The 17,839-nt window shown below is 49.3% G+C and carries 16 protein-coding genes; 2 read left to right on the forward strand and 14 right to left on the reverse strand.

All coding sequences use genetic code 11. The features are described 5' to 3' along the window. Window positions 1-3: 3 nt before the first annotated feature. The 14 genes from JNK54_06555 to JNK54_06620 form a co-directional block, all read right to left on the reverse strand. Window positions 4-1,173 carry a methionine adenosyltransferase gene (locus JNK54_06555; protein ID MBL8023926.1) on the reverse strand — a complete coding sequence of 390 codons (1,170 nt, stop codon included), beginning with the start codon at window positions 1,171-1,173 and terminating at the stop codon, window positions 4-6. A gap of 105 nt (window positions 1,174-1,278) precedes the next feature. Beyond that, a complete protein-coding gene (locus JNK54_06560) occupies window positions 1,279-2,349 on the reverse strand; it encodes an NDP-sugar synthase (protein ID MBL8023927.1) in 1,071 nt (356 codons plus the stop codon). Further along, window positions 2,346-2,903, reverse strand: a complete 558-nt coding sequence (gene gmhB, locus JNK54_06565; protein ID MBL8023928.1) for a D-glycero-beta-D-manno-heptose 1,7-bisphosphate 7-phosphatase — start codon at window positions 2,901-2,903, stop codon at window positions 2,346-2,348. Before gmhB ends, JNK54_06560 begins: the two co-directional genes overlap by 4 nt. Window positions 2,904-2,911: 8 nt before the next feature. Then, window positions 2,912-3,886, reverse strand: a complete 975-nt coding sequence (locus JNK54_06570) for an NAD-dependent epimerase/dehydratase family protein (protein ID MBL8023929.1) — start codon at window positions 3,884-3,886, stop codon at window positions 2,912-2,914. 82 nt (window positions 3,887-3,968) lie between these two features. Then, on the reverse strand, window positions 3,969-5,285 hold the full coding sequence (locus JNK54_06575) for a nucleotide sugar dehydrogenase (protein ID MBL8023930.1): 1,317 nt from the start codon (window positions 5,283-5,285) through the stop codon (window positions 3,969-3,971). A gap of 31 nt (window positions 5,286-5,316) precedes the next feature. After that, window positions 5,317-5,961, reverse strand: a complete 645-nt coding sequence (locus JNK54_06580; protein ID MBL8023931.1) for a class I SAM-dependent methyltransferase — start codon at window positions 5,959-5,961, stop codon at window positions 5,317-5,319. A gap of 151 nt (window positions 5,962-6,112) precedes the next feature. Continuing rightward, window positions 6,113-7,231, reverse strand: coding sequence for a DegT/DnrJ/EryC1/StrS family aminotransferase (locus tag JNK54_06585; GenBank protein ID MBL8023932.1), 1,119 nt, complete (start codon window positions 7,229-7,231; stop codon window positions 6,113-6,115). After that, window positions 7,228-8,247, reverse strand: coding sequence for an alpha-ketoacid dehydrogenase subunit beta (locus tag JNK54_06590; GenBank protein MBL8023933.1), 1,020 nt, complete (start codon window positions 8,245-8,247; stop codon window positions 7,228-7,230). The genes JNK54_06585 and JNK54_06590 overlap by 4 nt, the downstream gene beginning before the upstream one ends. Continuing rightward, a complete protein-coding gene (locus JNK54_06595; GenBank protein ID MBL8023934.1) occupies window positions 8,244-9,230 on the reverse strand; it encodes a thiamine pyrophosphate-dependent dehydrogenase E1 component subunit alpha in 987 nt (328 codons plus the stop codon). Before JNK54_06595 ends, JNK54_06590 begins: the two co-directional genes overlap by 4 nt. Before the next feature lie 8 nt (window positions 9,231-9,238). After that, window positions 9,239-9,844, reverse strand: coding sequence for a sugar transferase (locus tag JNK54_06600; GenBank protein MBL8023935.1), 606 nt, complete (start codon window positions 9,842-9,844; stop codon window positions 9,239-9,241). Between the two features lie 10 nt (window positions 9,845-9,854). After that, complete coding sequence (locus tag JNK54_06605) at window positions 9,855-11,135, reverse strand: glycosyltransferase family 4 protein (GenBank protein ID MBL8023936.1); 1,281 nt, start codon at window positions 11,133-11,135, stop codon at window positions 9,855-9,857. Further along, window positions 11,132-12,439: an O-antigen ligase family protein gene (locus JNK54_06610; protein MBL8023937.1), complete on the reverse strand. Its 1,308-nt coding sequence runs from the start codon at window positions 12,437-12,439 to the stop codon at window positions 11,132-11,134. The genes JNK54_06605 and JNK54_06610 overlap by 4 nt, the downstream gene beginning before the upstream one ends. Before the next feature lie 7 nt (window positions 12,440-12,446). Continuing rightward, a complete protein-coding gene (locus JNK54_06615) occupies window positions 12,447-14,288 on the reverse strand; it encodes a polysaccharide biosynthesis protein (GenBank protein MBL8023938.1) in 1,842 nt (613 codons plus the stop codon). Window positions 14,289-14,338: 50 nt separating this feature from the next. After that, a complete protein-coding gene (locus JNK54_06620) occupies window positions 14,339-15,610 on the reverse strand; it encodes a hypothetical protein (protein ID MBL8023939.1) in 1,272 nt (423 codons plus the stop codon). 197 nt (window positions 15,611-15,807) lie between these two features. Between JNK54_06620 and JNK54_06625 the strand changes: the two genes are divergently transcribed. Then, the gene (locus JNK54_06625; protein MBL8023940.1) at window positions 15,808-16,791 is read left to right on the forward strand and encodes an SDR family NAD(P)-dependent oxidoreductase; all 984 of its coding nucleotides are present in this window, start codon (window positions 15,808-15,810) and stop codon (window positions 16,789-16,791) included. Next, window positions 16,775-17,716, forward strand: a complete 942-nt coding sequence (locus tag JNK54_06630) for a glycosyltransferase family 2 protein (GenBank protein ID MBL8023941.1) — start codon at window positions 16,775-16,777, stop codon at window positions 17,714-17,716. Before JNK54_06625 ends, JNK54_06630 begins: the two co-directional genes overlap by 17 nt. Window positions 17,717-17,839: the final 123 nt, after the last annotated feature.

Genomic DNA, 17,839 nt, shown 5'->3' on the forward strand with positions numbered 1-17,839 from the left:
GGTTTAGGCCTTCGCGCCTTTTTTCAACTCGGCGGCTTTATTGGTTTTTTCCCAGAAGAAATCAGCGTCTTCCCGACCGAAATGACCGTAGGACGCTGTTTTTTGATAAAAAGGACGACGCAGTTTCAGGTAGTCGATGATGCCCTTGGGGGTCAAGGGAAACATTTCACGCACCAGGGTCACCAATTGGCTTTCCGGCACCTCCCCTGTCCCGTGGGTGTCCACCATGACGCTGACAGGATCCGCAACACCGATGGCATAGGCCAGTTGGACCGTGCATTGGCGGGCCAATCCTGACGCCACAATGTTTTTTGCCACGTGACGCGCCATGTAACAGGCGGATCGATCGACTTTGGTGGGATCTTTTCCACTGAAGGCCCCTCCCCCATGGGGAGCCCACCCGCCATAGGTGTCCACAATAATCTTTCGACCGGTCACCCCGGTGTCCCCTTCGGGACCACCCACAACAAATTTCCCGGTGGGGTTCACATAATACTTCGTTTTTTTGTCCAACATCTTCTTGGGCAAAACGTGGAGAATGACTTTTTCAATCATATCTTCCACGGATTTATTGGTTATTTTTTTTCCAGAGCGATCCAAGATAGACGTGTCGTGCTGACTGGAAATCACCACCGCGTCAATCCGAACGGGTTCTCCGTTCTCGTATTCCACCGTCACCTGAGATTTGCCATCCGGCCCCAGATAGGGAAGGATTTTTTTCTTACGGACTTCCGCTAACCGTCGGGTCAGTTGATGCGCCAAACTAATAGGCGTCGGCATTAACTCTTTCGTCTCATCGCAGGCGAACCCCACCATAAGCCCCTGGTCCCCGGCCCCTCCCGTATCAACACCCTGGGAAATATCCGGGGACTGCCGACCGATGGCGTTTAAAATCCCGCAACTGGCCGCATCAAATCCGAAACGACGGTCGGTGTACCCAATATCAGCGACCACGGACCGAACCAAGGAGGGCACGTCCACCCACGTGTTGGTGGTAATCTCGCCGCCCACCACCACCAAACCGGTGGTCACAAAAGACTCGCACGCCACCCGCCCCCGCGGATCGTCTTTAAGAATGGCATCCAAAACAGCGTCCGAAATTTGGTCACACACCTTATCGGGATGCCCTTCCGTCACCGATTCGGATGTAAAAACATATTTATCACGACGCATAAAAACTCTCCTTTTTTCAGGTGTCAAATTGGGAAGAAACGGATTATATCAATTCCCAATGGCATTGGCAGTCTCAAAAACGAATGGGGGAGATCTTCCCTCGAATCACGTTGACATTAACCCAGGAAAGACCTGGGAATGAGAGGGCAATCGAGCCCCACTCCCCAAAACCTGATTGGGACCAACAAAACAATGGGATCCCACAACGGATTGGGGACCAATGATGCTTTTTTCAACACGTGTGTGGGAACCAATGCGAACGCCTTCTAAAATAACGCAATCCGATAATCGCACAGAAGATTCAATTCGAGTTCGTGCGCCCAAAGTCACATGCCCCTCAAATTCCACATGATCTCCCACCCACGCGCCCTCCCCAATAACGGCCGTCCCCAATACTTTCGGGCTTTTTCCCACCACGACCCCTTTTTCAAGACGTAGCCCTTTTCGAAGCTTTAATCCCTTGGGCCATTGTCCTCTTTCGTGAAGGTCCCTATGGGTTCGCCAATAACGGGATAACGTGCCGATGTCGGACCAATACCCCCGATGAAGGAAAGAAACCACCTTAAATTTTTCCGACAAGAGGGCCGGAAAAATTTCACGTTCGATGGACACCGCCCGCCCGGACGGAATTCGCTCCACCACTTTGGGCGAAAACAAATAGCATCCCGCGTTGACCGTTCGCACCGGGGATTTCCCCCCGGAAGGCTTTTCCAAAAACCGTCGAACCGTCCCTTCACGATCCGTTTCCACGAGCCCGAAATGGGAAGGATCGTCGACCTCCACCAAAACCACGGTAGCGTCGGCCTTTCGATGGCGATGAACGGCGGCCAACTGTCCTAAATCAAAATCACTTAACACATCCCCATTCAGGATGTAGGCTGGCCCTGAGAGATGGGGGAGAGCCAACCGAATGGCCCCACCGGTCCCCAAGGGTTCCTTCTCTAACGAATAGGTCAACCGAACCCCCCACCGTCGCCCATCCCCCAACGCCCGTCGAAAATGAGCCGCCTGATGCCCAAGGGCCAACACCACCTCGCGCACTCCATATTTTTTCAACAAATCCAGTTGATATCCAATAAAGGGTCGATTCAGGATGGGAAGGAGCGGTTTAGGACTAAAAGACGTTAAAGGTTTTAAACGAGTCCCCAGTCCCCCTAAAAGGATTAACGCTTTCATTGCGGATCGCCTTCGGTCTTGCTCTTCGAAACAATCCACTTCACCGCAGCGGAAAAATCACGCACAACAGGGACAGGAGACCCCACCTGAGAACGCTGTTCTTTCCCGTATCCAGTTTCCACCAGTAAGGGATGAACCCCCGCTCGCTGACCGGCTTCAACATCACTGGCCTTATCCCCCACCATAAAAGAACGGTGGAGATCAATACCAAGATCCTGAGCGGCCCGAAGGAGAAGACCAGGCGCCGGTTTTCGGCAGTCGCACCCCCCTCCCGGCCCGTGGGGACAGAAATAAAAACCGGCCAACTCAATTCCCTTTTCACGAAGTTCCTGAGCGACCCGATGATGGAGGGCCTGCACATCCGAAACCCCAAAGTAGCCCCGAGCTATTCCCGATTGGTTCGACACGACCACCAGGCGGAACCCCAGACCGATCAAGTCTCTCAATCCGTCCACGGCGCCGGGAACCCATTCCCAATCTTCATAGCGATAAACATAATCTTTTTCGACGTTCAACGTCCCATCTCGATCAAGAAACACCGCCGGCCCTCTCATGATGTCCTTTAAGCCGTCAGAAGCGGTTTCCCTCTCTTGCGTGCGGGAGAGGGGGATGGAAAGGGTGTACGACTCTTGAAAATATGTCGGTAGGTTTCGGCCAATCCGTCTTCCAGAGAAACCATCGGTTTCCATTTCAACACCCGGGCCGCCTTGGACACATCAAGAACACTCCGAAAGAGCTCCCCGGTCCGAGGGGGCTTGTGTTCGACTGTCGAGGGCTTTCCGTGGCACGCGCTCAAAATCTTAAACAAACGAGTCACGTCCGTCGGTTTTCCCATACCAATATTCACGGACTCCCCATCGGCTTTGGCAAGCGCGGCAATGTTGGCCCGTGCCACATCGCCCACGAAAACATAGTCCCTTTGCTGTTTTCCGTTTCCGTAGATGAAAGCGGTCTGCCCTGCCAATAACCGCTGACAAAAAATCGCAACAACCCCAGCCTCGCCGTGAGGATCTTGCCGAGGACCATAGACATTGCCGTACCGCAAAACAGTAAATTTTATTCCGTGGAGCGCACCGTAAGCCCGGACATAATGTTCCCCCGCTAACTTAGTAACACCATAGGGGGAGAGCGGCTGGGCGGGAGACTCTTCTCGCGCCGGACGCGCACACTCCCCATAGTAGGTCCCACCTGAAGCGGCAAAAATAAACTTTTTAACTTTATAACGGCGGGAAAGTTCCAACAGGTTTAAAAGCCCAAGGACATTAACGCTGGCATCAAACACGGGATCACTCACGCTTTTCCGAACGTCCAACTGCGCCGCGTGATGATTCACCAGATCAAAACGTTCTTTTATAAATACCCGTGAAAGCGAAGCGTCTCGAATATCCGCGTTAATTAAACGAACATGGGGGTTTAGGTTATGCCGACGACCTGTCGACAAATCATCAACGACCGTTACTTGATGTCCATGCCCCAAATAGGCATCCACAATGTGGGACCCTATAAACCCCGCCCCACCCGTTACAAGAATGCGCATTTAGGGTTCACTTCAATAATTCGACGCTTACAGGCATCGGAACAATCCCCCCCGTGATTCGGCCTGGGGTATCTCCATGTTTCTAGAGCAGAACGATATTTTGGCGGTCAGAAACGTTTCGGGTGGCGTTGCGTGTGTCCAAGAGAAGGGAAGATTGAGAAACAACCCATGGCATGTCAAACTGACTGTGATCCGTCACCAGCACGACCGCATCCTGAGATGATAATAATTGGGCGGTCAATGACTTACGTTTAAAAACTCGACCTTCCACTCGAAGGGAAGTAACAAATGGATCCGAAAAAGAAACCTCGGCTCCCAACCGCATCAATTCATCGATAATCCGTAACGCGGGAGACTCGCGAACATCGGAGATGTCCTTCTTGTAGGCCACCCCCAACAATAAAATCCGAGCCCCTCGGACAGCCTTTTTTTTCATGTTCAAGGCCTCCGTCAACCGTTCGACCACATAGCGGGGCATGAAAGAGTTGATGTCCTCAGCCAATTCAATGAAACGAGAATTGAAATTTAGCGTTTTAAGCTTCCAGGAGAGGTAATGGGGATCCAAAGGAATGCAATGTCCGCCGATCCCAGGCCCCGGGAAAAACTTCATGTAGCCGAAGGGCTTTGTGGCCGCCGCATCAATAACCTCCCAGACATTCAACCCCAACCGGTTACACATGAGGGCGACCTCGTTGACCAGAGCAATATTAACGGCGCGAAAGGTGTTTTCCAGCAATTTGCTCATTTCGGCCGCCTCAAGCGAAGAGACCGGAACCACTTGGTTGGAAATCAAACCATAGAATTTTTTAACCACATCCAAGCAGGTCGGTGTGAACCCAGAAACAATCTTTGGAGTATTCCCCAATCCGAAATGAGAATTCCCGGGATCAATCCTTTCAGGTGAAAAGGCCAAAAAGAAATCACGGCCAACTCGAAGCCCCCGAGACTCCAATTTCGGTAGGATCAATTCCCGTGTTGTCCCGGGATACGTCGTGCTCTCTAAGACAACCAATTGGCCTTTCCTCAGATTTACAGCCAACACGTCAGCGGACGCAACGATGTAGCTAATGTCGGGGTCTTTACTTTTTCCTAAAGGAGTGGGGACACAGACCACCACCACATCCACCTTTGCAAGAACATCAGAATTTGAACTTGCCACAAGGAATCCTTTCTTTACTAAGGGCCCTAGAACGGAGGAGGGGATATCGGGGATGTAAGAATTTCCTTGGGAAAGGGATTTACATTTTTGATCGTCAACATCATACCCCACAACCCGACACCCGGCTTGAGCGAAAGCCACCGCGAGGGGTAGCCCCACATACCCCAGCCCCATAACCCCCACACGGACTGATTTCTTTTCAATTTTCGTTGAAAGTTGGCTTAGTGTGTTCAAAGACATCCCCCAATATTATGTCGCGTTTTAAAAAAGCTCACTGATTTATTCTACCCAAAACAAACACCACTTTGTAATTTTTAACCGGAGCTTCAACGGAAACAGGGACCGGGGGCAGGTAACTCATTAAGCCTTCCTCCAGTTCCGCAGGAAGATGTTGAAGTCGGCCCATAAAGATCCGCTTTAAAACTTCCTTCCCTTTCATGGTCTTCGGGATCAGATGAAACCGCACGGCGACTTCCTTTAACCACTCGACGACTCGGCTTTTGAGCCCACCCTCTCCGACAAAACAATCGGCAAAAAGTTCGGTCTGAAACCCCTCTCCCTGGAGGAGGTGGGCCAACTCCGAGGCTGAAAAATAGCGGTGACTGAAAGGACTTGGATTAAACCCGGCCCATTCCGTATTCACCGAACCAACGAGAAGGATTCCATTTTTCCTTAAAAGCCTTTTGGCCTCACGAACAAAGAGATGCGGATCTCTCAAATAATAAATGGCCTCGAATAAAATAATAGCGTCCAAACTCCCGGAGTCAAGAGGAATCGAGTGGGCGTCCATCTGCTGAACGGATATCCGGTCCCCGTAATGCTGAGTGGCCAAGGCAACGATGGCGGGATCAAAATCCCCCCCCTCACGCTTTTGGCGCGTCGGGCAACGAGACCTAACCCTTGCCCTGACCCACAGGCCACCTCCAGAACATCACGATCAGTGCAAAGATCAGAAGCGAACATGTAACGTGTAAACATACGCACCAGCTGATCTTTGGTGACACGGTAACCACTCAGTTCAGAAACCGAAGTGTAATCCTGTTGTTCAGGAGTGACAGCCGGCAGGGTCATTTAAAAAACCGGCGAATTTCAGAGACCACGCGATCCACCTCGTCGTCTCGAAGTTCGGGATACATCGGCAAGGACAGAACTTCCCTTGAAATTTCCTCTGTTTTAGGGAGTTGAAAATGGCTCAGTTTTAACCCCATCTGCTTGTGATTGGGGGGAGACCATGAAATCAAAATCTCAATTCCGTTGTCTCGTAAATGCTTCACCAAAGAATCGCGTTTTTGGGATCGGATGACATAGTTTTGGAAAACGTCATAATACTCGGACGAAGACACCGGGGGAGTTTTGATATCCCCCACGCCAAGCAAAGCGGAATCGTAACGGAGCGCAATGGCGCGCCGACGTTTCACGTCTTCATCAAAATAATCAAATTTCATGTTTAGCAGAGCCGCGTGAAGATTGTCCAGACGCGTACACCACCCAAAACACTCGATTTGTTCGACAGACTCCACACGCCCGTTGTCTCGAAAAGCCCTCAGCTTCCGTGCCAGAAGATCGTCATTAGTGCAAACCATTCCACCGTCGCCAGCCGTCCCCAACATTTTGGCAGGATAAAAACTAAAAATACCCGTATCGCCCATGGAGGCGGTCCTTTTTCCCTTATAAGTGGCCCCTAAAGCCTGGGCGGCATCTTCAATCACTTTTAAACCGTGCCGCTTCGCAATGGACAAAATCGCGTCCATATCAGCGGCATGCCCGTTCAAATGAACTGGGATAATTCCCTTGGTTCGAGGTGTGATGGCCATTTCAATTTGGCGAACGTCCATATTAAAATCGTCCGAAACGTCAATCAAAATGGGCGTCGCCCCACATTGGGCAATCGCTCCAATCGTGGCGACAAACGTGTGCCCCACGGTGATGACTTCGTCGCCTGGACCGAACCCTAAGGCATGAGCAGATAAGTAAAGGGCGTCCGTCCCAGTGTTCATTCCAATGGCGTGTTTGGTCCCGACGTATTTAGCGATTCTGGCCTCAAAATCACTCAGGTGCCTGCGAAGGATGAACTCCCCTTGCGACATGATTTCATGAAAAACGCTGTTGAACTTTTCTTTCCAGCGATCGTATTGCCGGGTGTAACCAACAAATCGGACCTTTTCTGTAGATGAAGTAGAGGTCATGACATCACTCCTTTCGTTCGCTGAACAATTTCTTTATATCCAAAATAGTAAACCTCCTCCAGCGAGGTGCTGACCGGTGCTGGGATATCCGGCAAAGTGATCCGAACCACGGGAGCACGAAGAATGGCTGGCCCTGCTTCAGCGGCCAATGCGGCGACTTCGGCGGCAAACCCACATGTTCGCCACCCCCCATCCACAACCACCAAACGGCCCGTTTTCTTGAGAGAAGACAACACCAGATTACTGTCCAAAGGCTTGATGGTTCGCAGGTCGATCACCTCGGCGTCAATTCCCTCCTCAGCCAACACCTCCGCCGCGCGAACGGTCTCCTTAGACAAAAAGGATGCCGACACCAAGGTCACATCTCGGCCCACCCGCCGAACCACCCCTCGCCCTAAGGGAATGGAGTAAAAATCTTCCGGAACTTCGTCTTCTGTCGAATACAACCAACGTTCATCTATAAAAACGACAGGGTCATTGTCCTGAATGGCTGAAACCATTAATCCTTTGGCGTCATGAGGGGTCGATGGCATCACCACCTTTAAACCCGGTACATGGGCAAACAGCGCATGCAGAGACTGGGAATGTTGGGCGCCCTGCTCTCCCCCACGATTGACAATGGCCCAAAGAACCATGGGAACCGAGGATCGCCCCCCAAACATGTAGCGCCAGTTGGCCGCCTGGTTCAAAATGGGATCAAGCGCATAAACCAAAAAGTCAACCCGAGGATGCACAACAATGGGACGGAGCCCCGCAATGGCCATGCCCACCGCTGCCCCCGTGACAGCATTTTCAGACACCGGGGTGTCTTGAACCCTTAACTCCCCAAACCGTTCCAAGAGACCCCGTGTTGTGTTACCCACATACCATGGACTTTTAACTCCCTGCCCAAGAAGAACCACACGTTCATCCGCCGCCATAGACTGATGAATCGCCTCATTTATTGCCAAACTAAAGGTCAATCGCCGCGACGGGGATGTCTTTGGGGCAGAAGAAGATCGGGTCACGGAAGTCATAAAGCCACCACTGGTCCAAAAATATTTTCTCCCAAATCGCGAGACAGGGGAGCGGGACTCCGGCGAGCGAAAGCATGGGCCCGCGCGACTTCCTCTGAGGATTCCTTCTGAATTTTCTTCAGCGCAACTTGGCTGACACCTGCCTTGATCAAAACTTTTTTGAACCGCGACAATGGATCACGACGACGCCAGCGTTCCACCTCGGCGGGAGGGCGAATATCGGTATGACTTCCCTGCACAACATCATCGGCGCCCACATGCCCCCGCAATCGATAGGTCACGCATTCTAAGAAAACGGGACCGTTCCCGGAACGACAAAGGGTCACCGCTTTCTGAGAAGCCTTAAAGACAGCACGCACATCATTTCCGTCCAATCGAATCCCGCGAATACCGAAAGGAAGACCGGTCTGAAAAATATTGTCCCTACGCCGACACTCCCGTAAAGGCATGTGGGTCGAATAAAAATTGTTTTCGCAAACATAAATGATGGGAAGTTTAAGGAGAGAGGCAAGGTTGAGGGATTCGTAAAGAACACCCTCCCCGGTCGCTCCATCACCGAAGAAACTGACAACGACTTGGTCTTTTTTTTGAATTCTGGCCGCCATCGCCGCTCCCGTCGCTAACGAAATCGTACCAGCCACAATCGGGACAACCCCCCACACACCATTTTCGGGAGAAATGATGTGCATGGATCCGCCTCGTCCTCCGGAACATCCGCCGCTTTTCGCAAAAATCTCAGCCACCAGTTCGTCCATACTTCCCCCTTTGGCCAAATAATGGCCGTGGGAGCGATGTCCGCCAAAAATGGCGTCCGTTTTCCTCAGAGCAGCACAAACGCCTGCAGCCACGGCCTCCTGCCCAGAACAAAGGTGGCACGGGGTCTTGATTTCCCCTCTTTGAATGGGATCAACAAGGCTTTCCTCGCATGTCCGAATACGAACCATCGAGGTGTAGAGTTGAATTAAAAAATCAACATTTTTCATTGTTGTTTTCAAAGGAATTTAAGGTCAACATGTTTTTTAAAAAGAAGGGTTCGTGCTGTTTGCCACAGGATGACCAGATCCACCCACAAATTATGGTGATCCACGTATTTCATTTGCAAACGCAATTTTGTTGGGCGAATAAGCTCCATGTATCCCCTCTCTGGATCGGGATGATCTTTTAAGAATGCCCCCTCATCCGGATTCGCGAGTGATGCCCAGTCCGTGATCCCCGGGCGAACGCTTAAAATCTTTTTCTCCTCAGCCGTAAACATGTCCACATAGTGCTTAACCTCCGGGCGAGGGCCCACAAGGCTCATGTCCCCACGGATGACGTTCCACAGCTGCGGAAGTTCATCTAATTTTTTGTTCCTAAGCCACAGCCCAATTTTAGTGATTCGCGGATCCCGATCGGAAGCAGTAAACCCACCGATTTTGTCGGCGTTCACAACCATCGTTCTGAATTTGAGAAGGGAGAACAATCCACCGTTTAACCCCACCCGTTTTCCCCCATAAATAACAGGCCCCCCGTCTTCACGTTTGATCAAAAAAGCGATCAACGCGATAAAGGGTAATAGAAAAATTAAACCAGTCGTTGACAAAAAAATATCAATCATTCGTTTCAATTTACAAATCTCCCGATCGATGACTCTTTCCTTTATTGGGTCCCATTTCGCCTCGCACGAGAGCCTCGACCCTTTCGGCGTATCTGGAATAAATGACAGAGGCGTTAAACCTTTCGTGAAAGAGCCGTGTTGCATTTTTTGAACACAGATTAAAAAAAACGGAATCATCGGAAAGTTGGCGGAGAGATTTTACCAAATTACCTAGATCTCCAGGGGGATAAAAAAGCCCAACCTTTTCTTTTTCAATTATATTCCGAATTTCGCCTCCAAACGAAGAAACCACCGGGAGGCCCTCAGAGATATAAGCGAAAAATTTATTCGTTGGAATCTCCAATGAAACTGAACAGGGGCACACCCCCACATGGGATCGGAGCAGTACGAACTGCAAATCCGCGCGGTTTAACCACCCAGTTACAGTAACATTAGGTAAGATTTTAGCCTCACTTCGAATAGTTTCTAACCCTTCCCCTTCCCCTGCGATGACAAAATGAAGGTTGCTCGAGGACAGAAGCCGAGCAGCCTTCAATAAAATGGCTGGATTATGATAAGAGGGGGAAATCGTTCCAACGAAAAGAACGACAAATTTCCCATTCCATTGTCCCGCCTTTTCTATTAGACGTGGAGAAACCCTATCGTCAGATCCCTTAAAAGTTGAAAATCCTAAACCCAAGACCTGGTCCTGGGAAGTTCTCTTGCGGCCAGAGTGAGCGAGGCCCCACTCCAACATATCTTCCGTTACTGAAAGAATGGCCGTGGCCGAACGCACAGCAGTTTGCAGCCGTCGCCGTTCGCCCATTAAAAAAAAGCGAGCCAACCATCGTAATGGTTTTGGAAAGTGGTCTACAAAGAGATCTGGCCATGGATCTCGGACATCCACAAGAAACGGGATTCGCCGTTCATTTGCGTAGAGAGCGGCCTCATAAGCTAGGTCATAGGGCGGCGTTGATACAACCATGACGTCTGGCCGATCAAAGTCTGGTGCAAGGCTTCGGAATTTCGATGACAAAACTCGGTGATCCCTAAATCGAGCCAAAGATATATTTTTCTTGTAGCCCCTCCCCCCCAAGGCAATGAACTCAACACCTGAACGCAGAGATACCTTCTGGTCCGAATTAAATAGCCATTCTTTTTTGAAATGGTCAAATGCGCTTCCCCACCACAAAACCCGATGCCCTCGCTCTACTAGTTTTTCAACCAAATAACCGGTCCGCTGGAGAACCGGGTTCTCCGCAAAACGCATATTCTCGCCAACTTGAACAACCCAGACAGAGAGAGACTTCATACAGAGAGACGAACTCGGTTTGACTGTCGCACGAGCCAAACAGACGCAGCCGCCATCATCCAAAACACCAGGGAAACCTCCGCGTCATCAAACGCCCGTTCCGTAATGTTGACGAAAAGGAAGGAAAGAAAAGACGCAAAAAAACAAAGGGAAAGGGCATTGATTGTTTCAGGAGCCCATTCGGGAAATGCTTGAGCGACAGAATTCCTTTTGCGAAAACAATTATTTCCGTTTTCCAATAAAACCCAAAGAAGCCAGCAGGACACCACGAGGCCAGGGATTCCCATTTCCGCTAATCTTTGAAGGTAATAATTATGGAGGTCACCCGCCTGACCTTTTGGATTCGGGGGAAAATCTGATTCATCTTTGTAATGTTCCACGGCTCGTTTGATTTGGCCCGGTCCCACGCCTAAAAGTGGATGACGAGAGAACACGTAGAGTCCACCCTTCCAGATGGCAAGCCTATGGTTTTCTTTAAAGCGTTGCGCATCGAAGATGTCTCCCATTTTAATACGGGAAGCGGGGTAAATAAAGACCAGGGATAGGATAAAGAGCATCGGAACCAGCAAACGAACACGTCGTGGATGAATGACGAAGATAAAGAGCAACCCGATTCCCCCGGCCAATATCGGCCCCCGTTCCGCCGCAAACACCAAGGCCGCACCGGAAAGAAGAAACCCAACCAAACACATAAGAATCTTCTCCTTTTTTTCAAGAAGAAGGGCTCCCATAAAAAAGAATGGGGGTAAAAGGAGATGGCTATACGTCATTAGATGGAGGGACCCATGAATCCGATTATCTTTCGGGGAAAGTGAAATAACTTTTTGCCAATAAAACGAAAGACGTTGAAACCAGGCCGGAATCTCCCCCCCTTTAAAGTCATACACTCCTTCCCAGAGGATGAATTGTCCCCAACCGTAGAGAACATTGAGACCCGCGCCCACACCCAGCCCACAAAGGACGGACGGGATGAGGCGCCCTCCATAAGAAAAAAGTAGAAAGTAAAATAATAAGGGATGCTGAAAATTTACCGCTTTTTTTAAGCTTTCAATCGGGGAATACCCCACTAAACCAGCCAAAAACCACACGGACAAATAGCAGACCAGAACAAGGTCAAAAGGTGTGTGATGAATAGATATAGACGTTTTTTTTCGAACCAAATCGGCTACCCACAACAGGAAAAGAATGACGAGAAAGATGTTCGTTGCAGCAATCGAGAAAAAAGGAGAAAACCCCAAGAGGAACACCAAAAGCCGGTGAAAAAATCCAATGTCATTGACCGGGCGGTCCACACGCGTCGTCACTAAAAAGTCACCGGTGCCGAGGGGGTTGAGGGGCACGCTCAAAGGAATACTCAGGGATCCAGTCTCGAAGCCCTCGCTTAACCTCTTCATCCGAAAGGATCGGAGTTTGTTCAATCCAGTTGCACAAATCATTAAGAAAGGTGGGGGAGACTTCCCTTGCCCGAGCAATACGCACTTTAGAGTGGTGAGTGGGGAGAGTTTTCTCTTCGTCCGCCAGTAGCTCTTCCTTTATTTTTTCGCCCGCCCGAAGACCGGTAAAAACGATTTTTATTTCGTCATGTTTAAATCCAGAGAGGCGAATCATGTCCTGAGCGAGGTCAAGAATTTTGACAGGAGATCCCATATCGAGGACAAAGAGCTCGCCCCCCTTTCCCATGAGCCCGGCCTGAAGCACCAACTGGGCTGCTTCCGGGATCAACATGAAATACCGTGTCATATCAGGATGAGTGACGGTCAAAGGCCCCCCACGCGCAATCTGTTCTTTGAATTTGGGAATAACGCTTCCGGTACTCCCAAGCACATTCCCGAACCGAACAACAACGAACTGTGTCTTGCCAACGGAATGAAGCCCTTGACAAACCATTTCGGCCAATCGTTTTGTCGCCCCCATCACGTTGGTGGGGTTCACAGCCTTGTCAGAAGAGATAAAGACAAATTTTTCCACCCCCTGACGAATCGCAGCGTGAGCGGTATTGAGGGTTCCCAATACATTGTTGCGGACGGCTTCCCAACAATTGTCATTTTCCATGAGGGGGACGTGTTTATACGCCGCCGCATGAAAGACAACCTGGGGAGAGAAACGTTGAAACAACTCATCCAAACGACGAGGATCTCGAACATCGGCGGACAACGCGATGATGGGAATGGATGGAAAGTGCTCAAAAAACTCTTGTTCGATGCGATAAAGGGCGAATTCGTTGGATTCCAATAGCATCAACTTTGAAGGAGAGAACCGGGCGATTTGACGACAAAGTTCCGATCCAATGGATCCTCCCGCCCCCGTTACTAAAACGGCCCGATTCGTCAACAAACCGTGTAAACCTGCTTCATCAAGCTTGACCCGGCCACGACCTAACAAATCCTCCAACTCCACTCGGCGAATTTGGGAAACACTGAGCCGCCCCGTCAGCAGATCTTCCAACCGTGGCACTGTCAAAACAGTTAACCCCGCCGCATTGGCGGCTTCCACAACTGTTCGGCGACGCCAGGGAGAGGCGGAGGGCATAGCCAGAATCACTTGGGTCACATCGTATTTTTTAGCACATCCCGCCAGTTCCGAAACAGCGCCAAGCACGGTGACCCCGGACAGCATCCGGCCTTTTTTCTGGGGATCATCGTCCAGCAGCCCCACCACTTCCCACTCGCTTCCACGAAAGAGCTCTCGAAGAAGTCGAGACGCCGATTGCCCTGCTCCTAAGACCAACACAGGCGTGGCCGAAAGTTTTCGGATGGGGATGAGATGCCCGTCTTTCCAAGATCGATAAAGAAAACGACTTCCCCCCATAAACGTGATCAATAATATGGGGTCCAAAAGGAGCACCGATCTCGGCACTTGTTCCAACCGACGATAAAGGAAAAGGGCCATCACAAAGGCTAAGGTGGAAACCAGAACGGCCAGCACGATACGTCTCAGGTCTGGAAGGCTCGCGAAACGCCAAAGACTCCGGTAGAGCCCAAATCCCCAAAAAACGACGCCTTGAACACTCACGACAATCACCAAAGACCAGAGCAAACTTTCTTTGTTTGAGTCAGGAATAGAAAAATTAAATCGGAAATGGAATGCCAATAGCCACGCCAGTCCCGCGACCAATAAATCGTGGAGGAATACGATGGCTTTTTTAAAATGCATAAGAAAAGGACTTTCGAGAAAAAGAGGATCCCTCATTGGGATATCGTTGATCACCCATGATTTAAAAAAATGGAGGATACGCCAGGTTTGACTCTAAAGGAGAAAAAAATGAATACCCCCAAGAACCCAAGGAAGGAAAAAAAACTTGTGGCCGCCTTGACCTTTGTCTTTTCCCCAGGGACAACCGCCTGGCTCGCTATCCGAACATTAGCCATTGGGACACTGCCGGCAAGTCTCGTTTCACCCATATTGGAACAAATGGCTATAAAACTCTTATTTGCGATCTCATAATCACGTTCCAACCGATCTAACGAAACAGAAGAGGTGATTATAGCCCCGGAAATTCTGTCGATTAATGTTTTGTTTTCCTTTATGCTATTTTTGAGTTGGTTCCTACGAAAAACAAGAGTCTCTTGATCCACCGCCATATCGCTAATTTTCTTCTGCAGGTCCAGATACAGAGGATTTGCCCCATAAGTAATAATCCCCTGAATTTTGGTTCCGGACTCCACTCCAAGAGGGAATTCACGTAAGGGAAGAACGTCCTGATTCCCACCTGCCACAGGCGCATTTGGGAAAATCAATTTATGTTTCTTCATCTCCTCTTTCATCACGGGAAGCGTATATGAATTTTGATCAATGGCAGGATCAATGAGCATCAGCTCTTTTATTTGACCAATAACCATGGACTGCCGAGATTCAAGCTCAGCTTGTTGAATAGCTAACTGCGGTTTAAGTCGTTTAATTTGAGATTGAAGACCCTCCATTTCATGACACAATTTCTCATAGGGGCCCCCCAACAATGCGTCCCCCTTTTGAAACATTTCGGCACGTTGTTGGCCCAAAACATCGACAACAGCTTGCGCCCAAAAATTAACCCCTTGGATAGATTCCTTGGCAGAGCTCGATGTGGCCTGTAAACGCAACAACCGTGTATTATGAATACTCCTGGCAGAAAAAGAAACTGGGGTGTTCAGCCCCTTTTCGTTAAGTCGGGAAGTGACCGTATTCAAAACATTTTGGGTTTCGGCGAGGACTTCAACCGTTTTCACCTGACTTGTTGAGTCACTTTTTGCAGCCAAGAAATCAGAGTCCGCCCGGGAGTCCAATACTTTTTGAATGGGGTTTGTCGAAACCTCAAGAAAGGCTTCCGAAATATAGTCTATCCGCAGATGGGATCCAATAAAAAAACCAAGTATCCCGCCCACGAATCCTCCCACAAGGGCTCGAAGAAGGATACGCCCCCCCACGCGCAAAAACTCAATCAATTCGGACGCCCCGATTTGAATAACAGGACCTTCATGGTCCGCGGATTTTTCCATAGGTTTCCCTTTCCAGGGGATGGAGTGAAGCCCCCCTTGGGCACAAACGAGAGAAAAAATTCTGTGCGCAAATACTACAATAAGCTGAGACACTTGGCACACCAATGGATTGCAGGAAATAAAAACATAAGGCATAATCCGATTCTGGCGACGAAACCCAAAGCAAACAGGAAGCACATCACTCTTCAAAGGAATCCATGAATAATTTTCCCTATAAAAAAGCCTTGGTGACTGGCGGCGCAGGATTTATCGGGAGTCACGTGGTTGAAGCTTTGGTAAAGATGGGCGTTGAAACCATTAGTATTGATAATTACTTTGCTGGCAAACCGATTAATCTCGCCCATCTGAAGGGGTACGATAATTTTCATGAAGTCAATTGCGATATAACAAACGATCATGACCTTGAAAAACATTTCCCAGGCGTGGATGTTGTTTTTCATCAGGCGGCTTCAAAAAAAACAATCTGCATGAAAGATCCGAGGAAAGACCTCGAGATCAATGGCACCGGAACGTTTAATCTCCTCGAACTTGCGGTTAAATACAAAATTAAAAAATTCGTTCATGCGTCCACCGGTTCTGTTTATGGGGAACCTATTGTTTTCCCTCAAGACGAAAACCACCCTCTTGCCCCAGTTTCGTATTACGGCGTCAGCAAGCTGGCTGGGGAGCGGTATGTGAAAGTGTTTGATCATCTGTACGGTCTCAATACAACGATTCTTCGCTATTTTCACATTTATGGCCCTCGCCAAGAATCAAGTGATGTCGGTGGGGTCGTTTCTATTTACGTCCGGAGTTTACTAACAGGGCAACCGATCACGATCTTTGGAGATGGAACGCAGATGCGATCTTTTACGTATATTGATGACGTGGTTCAAGCCAATCTTCGATCAGCGACAGCTGAAAAATCCAGGGGTCAAGTTTACAATTGCACTTCCGGAATTCAGGTGACCATTGGCCAATTGGCATCAATGGTGGCCACCTGCTTAGAAATTCCATCCCCTGATGTTCGATATGGAGATTGGACACCCGGTGACATCAAATTTTTTAATGTCGATAATTCAAAAATAAAAAACGATCTGGGGCTTTCCTTTTTAACGGATTTCAAACAGGGGTTGCAAAGGACCGTTGACTGGGGAAAGGATTTCTTTCTTGACAAAATAGGGCATGCACAAAAATCTTAAAATTTCCGTTGTTATTCCGGCCTACAACGAGAACGATCTTATAACAGAAACTCTTGAAGGTGTTCCCGAATTCGTCGATTCAATTTTTGTTATTAATGACGGAAGCACCGATGACACCGCCTCCCGCATCAAGCAACGCCAGCGTGTCGACAGCCGAATCATTCTCATTCATCATGAGGCCAATAAAGGCCTGGGGCAAAGCTTGATTGACGGCTACTTAGCCAGCGCAAAATCCGACGGCGACGTCACCGCCATCATGGCGGGAGATAACCAAATGCATCCGAGTGACCTGCCAAAGATGATTGATGCTCTTTTGGCCACCCAAGCGGATTACATCAAAGGGAATCGCCTCCTGCACCGCAACATTGATTCCATGCCCACGTATCGTTTCTTCGGGAATGCAATTCTCACCATTCTAACGAAATTCGCGACCGGGTATTATTCGATCATGGACCCCCAATGCGGTTACACGCTCATTCGCAATTCAGCCCTACGCAATATTCCCATTGAACGAATGACCCGCGGATATGGATATAACGCGGACATTTTATGTATGCTCAACATTGAGGGCTTTCGTGCGACAGACATTGAAGTGCAACCGGTTTATGGTCGAGAAAAAAGCAAAATAAAGTTATGGAAATACATTCCCAAAACATCGCTCTTACTGATACACCTTTTTTTTAGACGCCTCTGGGGAAAATATGTTGTTCGAGATTTTCACCCCCTTGTTTTATTCTACGCATTCGCGTTTATTAACATCGTGTTCATTATCATACCAATGACCGTGCGTTTTTTTTACTATTTTTACCTTTACGGCGAAGCCCCAAAAACCACACTCCTGATTTTGACCTCCTCTTTGATGACCACCATCCAAACGATCCTTTTTGCCCTCTGGATGGACATGCACCACGGGCAAAAACCATAACATCCTATGTGCGGAATATTTGGAATCACTCACCTGACCGCTCAGTCACTCCCAATCAATCAATATCGAAGCATCCTAAAGGAACTCTTCCTTTTCTCAGAATCGCGCGGAAAAGAAGCCTCT

The organism is Elusimicrobiota bacterium, from assembly GCA_016788905.1.
Lineage (GTDB): Bacteria > Elusimicrobiota > Elusimicrobia > FEN-1173 > FEN-1173 > JADKHR01.

Bases quoted from the DNA above. Each gene is read 5' to 3' on its own strand.
- JNK54_06600 (MBL8023935.1), bottom strand. From the start codon at position 9,844: ATGATTGATATTTTTTTGTCAACGACTGGTTTAATTTTTCTATTACCC.
- JNK54_06555 (MBL8023926.1), bottom strand. From the start codon at position 1,173: ATGCGTCGTGATAAATATGTTTTTACATCCGAATCGGTGACGGAAGGG.
- JNK54_06575 (MBL8023930.1), bottom strand. From the start codon at position 5,285: ATGTCTTTGAACACACTAAGCCAACTTTCAACGAAAATTGAAAAGAAA.
- gmhB (MBL8023928.1), bottom strand. From the start codon at position 2,903: ATGAGAGGGCCGGCGGTGTTTCTTGATCGAGATGGGACGTTGAACGTC.
- JNK54_06620 (MBL8023939.1), bottom strand. From the start codon at position 15,610: ATGGAAAAATCCGCGGACCATGAAGGTCCTGTTATTCAAATCGGGGCG.
- JNK54_06605 (MBL8023936.1), bottom strand. From the start codon at position 11,135: ATGAAGTCTCTCTCTGTCTGGGTTGTTCAAGTTGGCGAGAATATGCGT.
- JNK54_06590 (MBL8023933.1), bottom strand. From the start codon at position 8,247: ATGACTTCCGTGACCCGATCTTCTTCTGCCCCAAAGACATCCCCGTCG.
- JNK54_06595 (MBL8023934.1), bottom strand. From the start codon at position 9,230: ATGAAAAATGTTGATTTTTTAATTCAACTCTACACCTCGATGGTTCGT.
- JNK54_06630 (MBL8023941.1), top strand. From the start codon at position 16,775: ATGCACAAAAATCTTAAAATTTCCGTTGTTATTCCGGCCTACAACGAG.
- JNK54_06615 (MBL8023938.1), bottom strand. From the start codon at position 14,288: ATGCATTTTAAAAAAGCCATCGTATTCCTCCACGATTTATTGGTCGCG.
- JNK54_06585 (MBL8023932.1), bottom strand. From the start codon at position 7,231: ATGACCTCTACTTCATCTACAGAAAAGGTCCGATTTGTTGGTTACACC.
- JNK54_06560 (MBL8023927.1), bottom strand. From the start codon at position 2,349: ATGAAAGCGTTAATCCTTTTAGGGGGACTGGGGACTCGTTTAAAACCT.
- JNK54_06625 (MBL8023940.1), top strand. From the start codon at position 15,808: ATGAATAATTTTCCCTATAAAAAAGCCTTGGTGACTGGCGGCGCAGGA.
- JNK54_06570 (MBL8023929.1), bottom strand. From the start codon at position 3,886: ATGCGCATTCTTGTAACGGGTGGGGCGGGGTTTATAGGGTCCCACATT.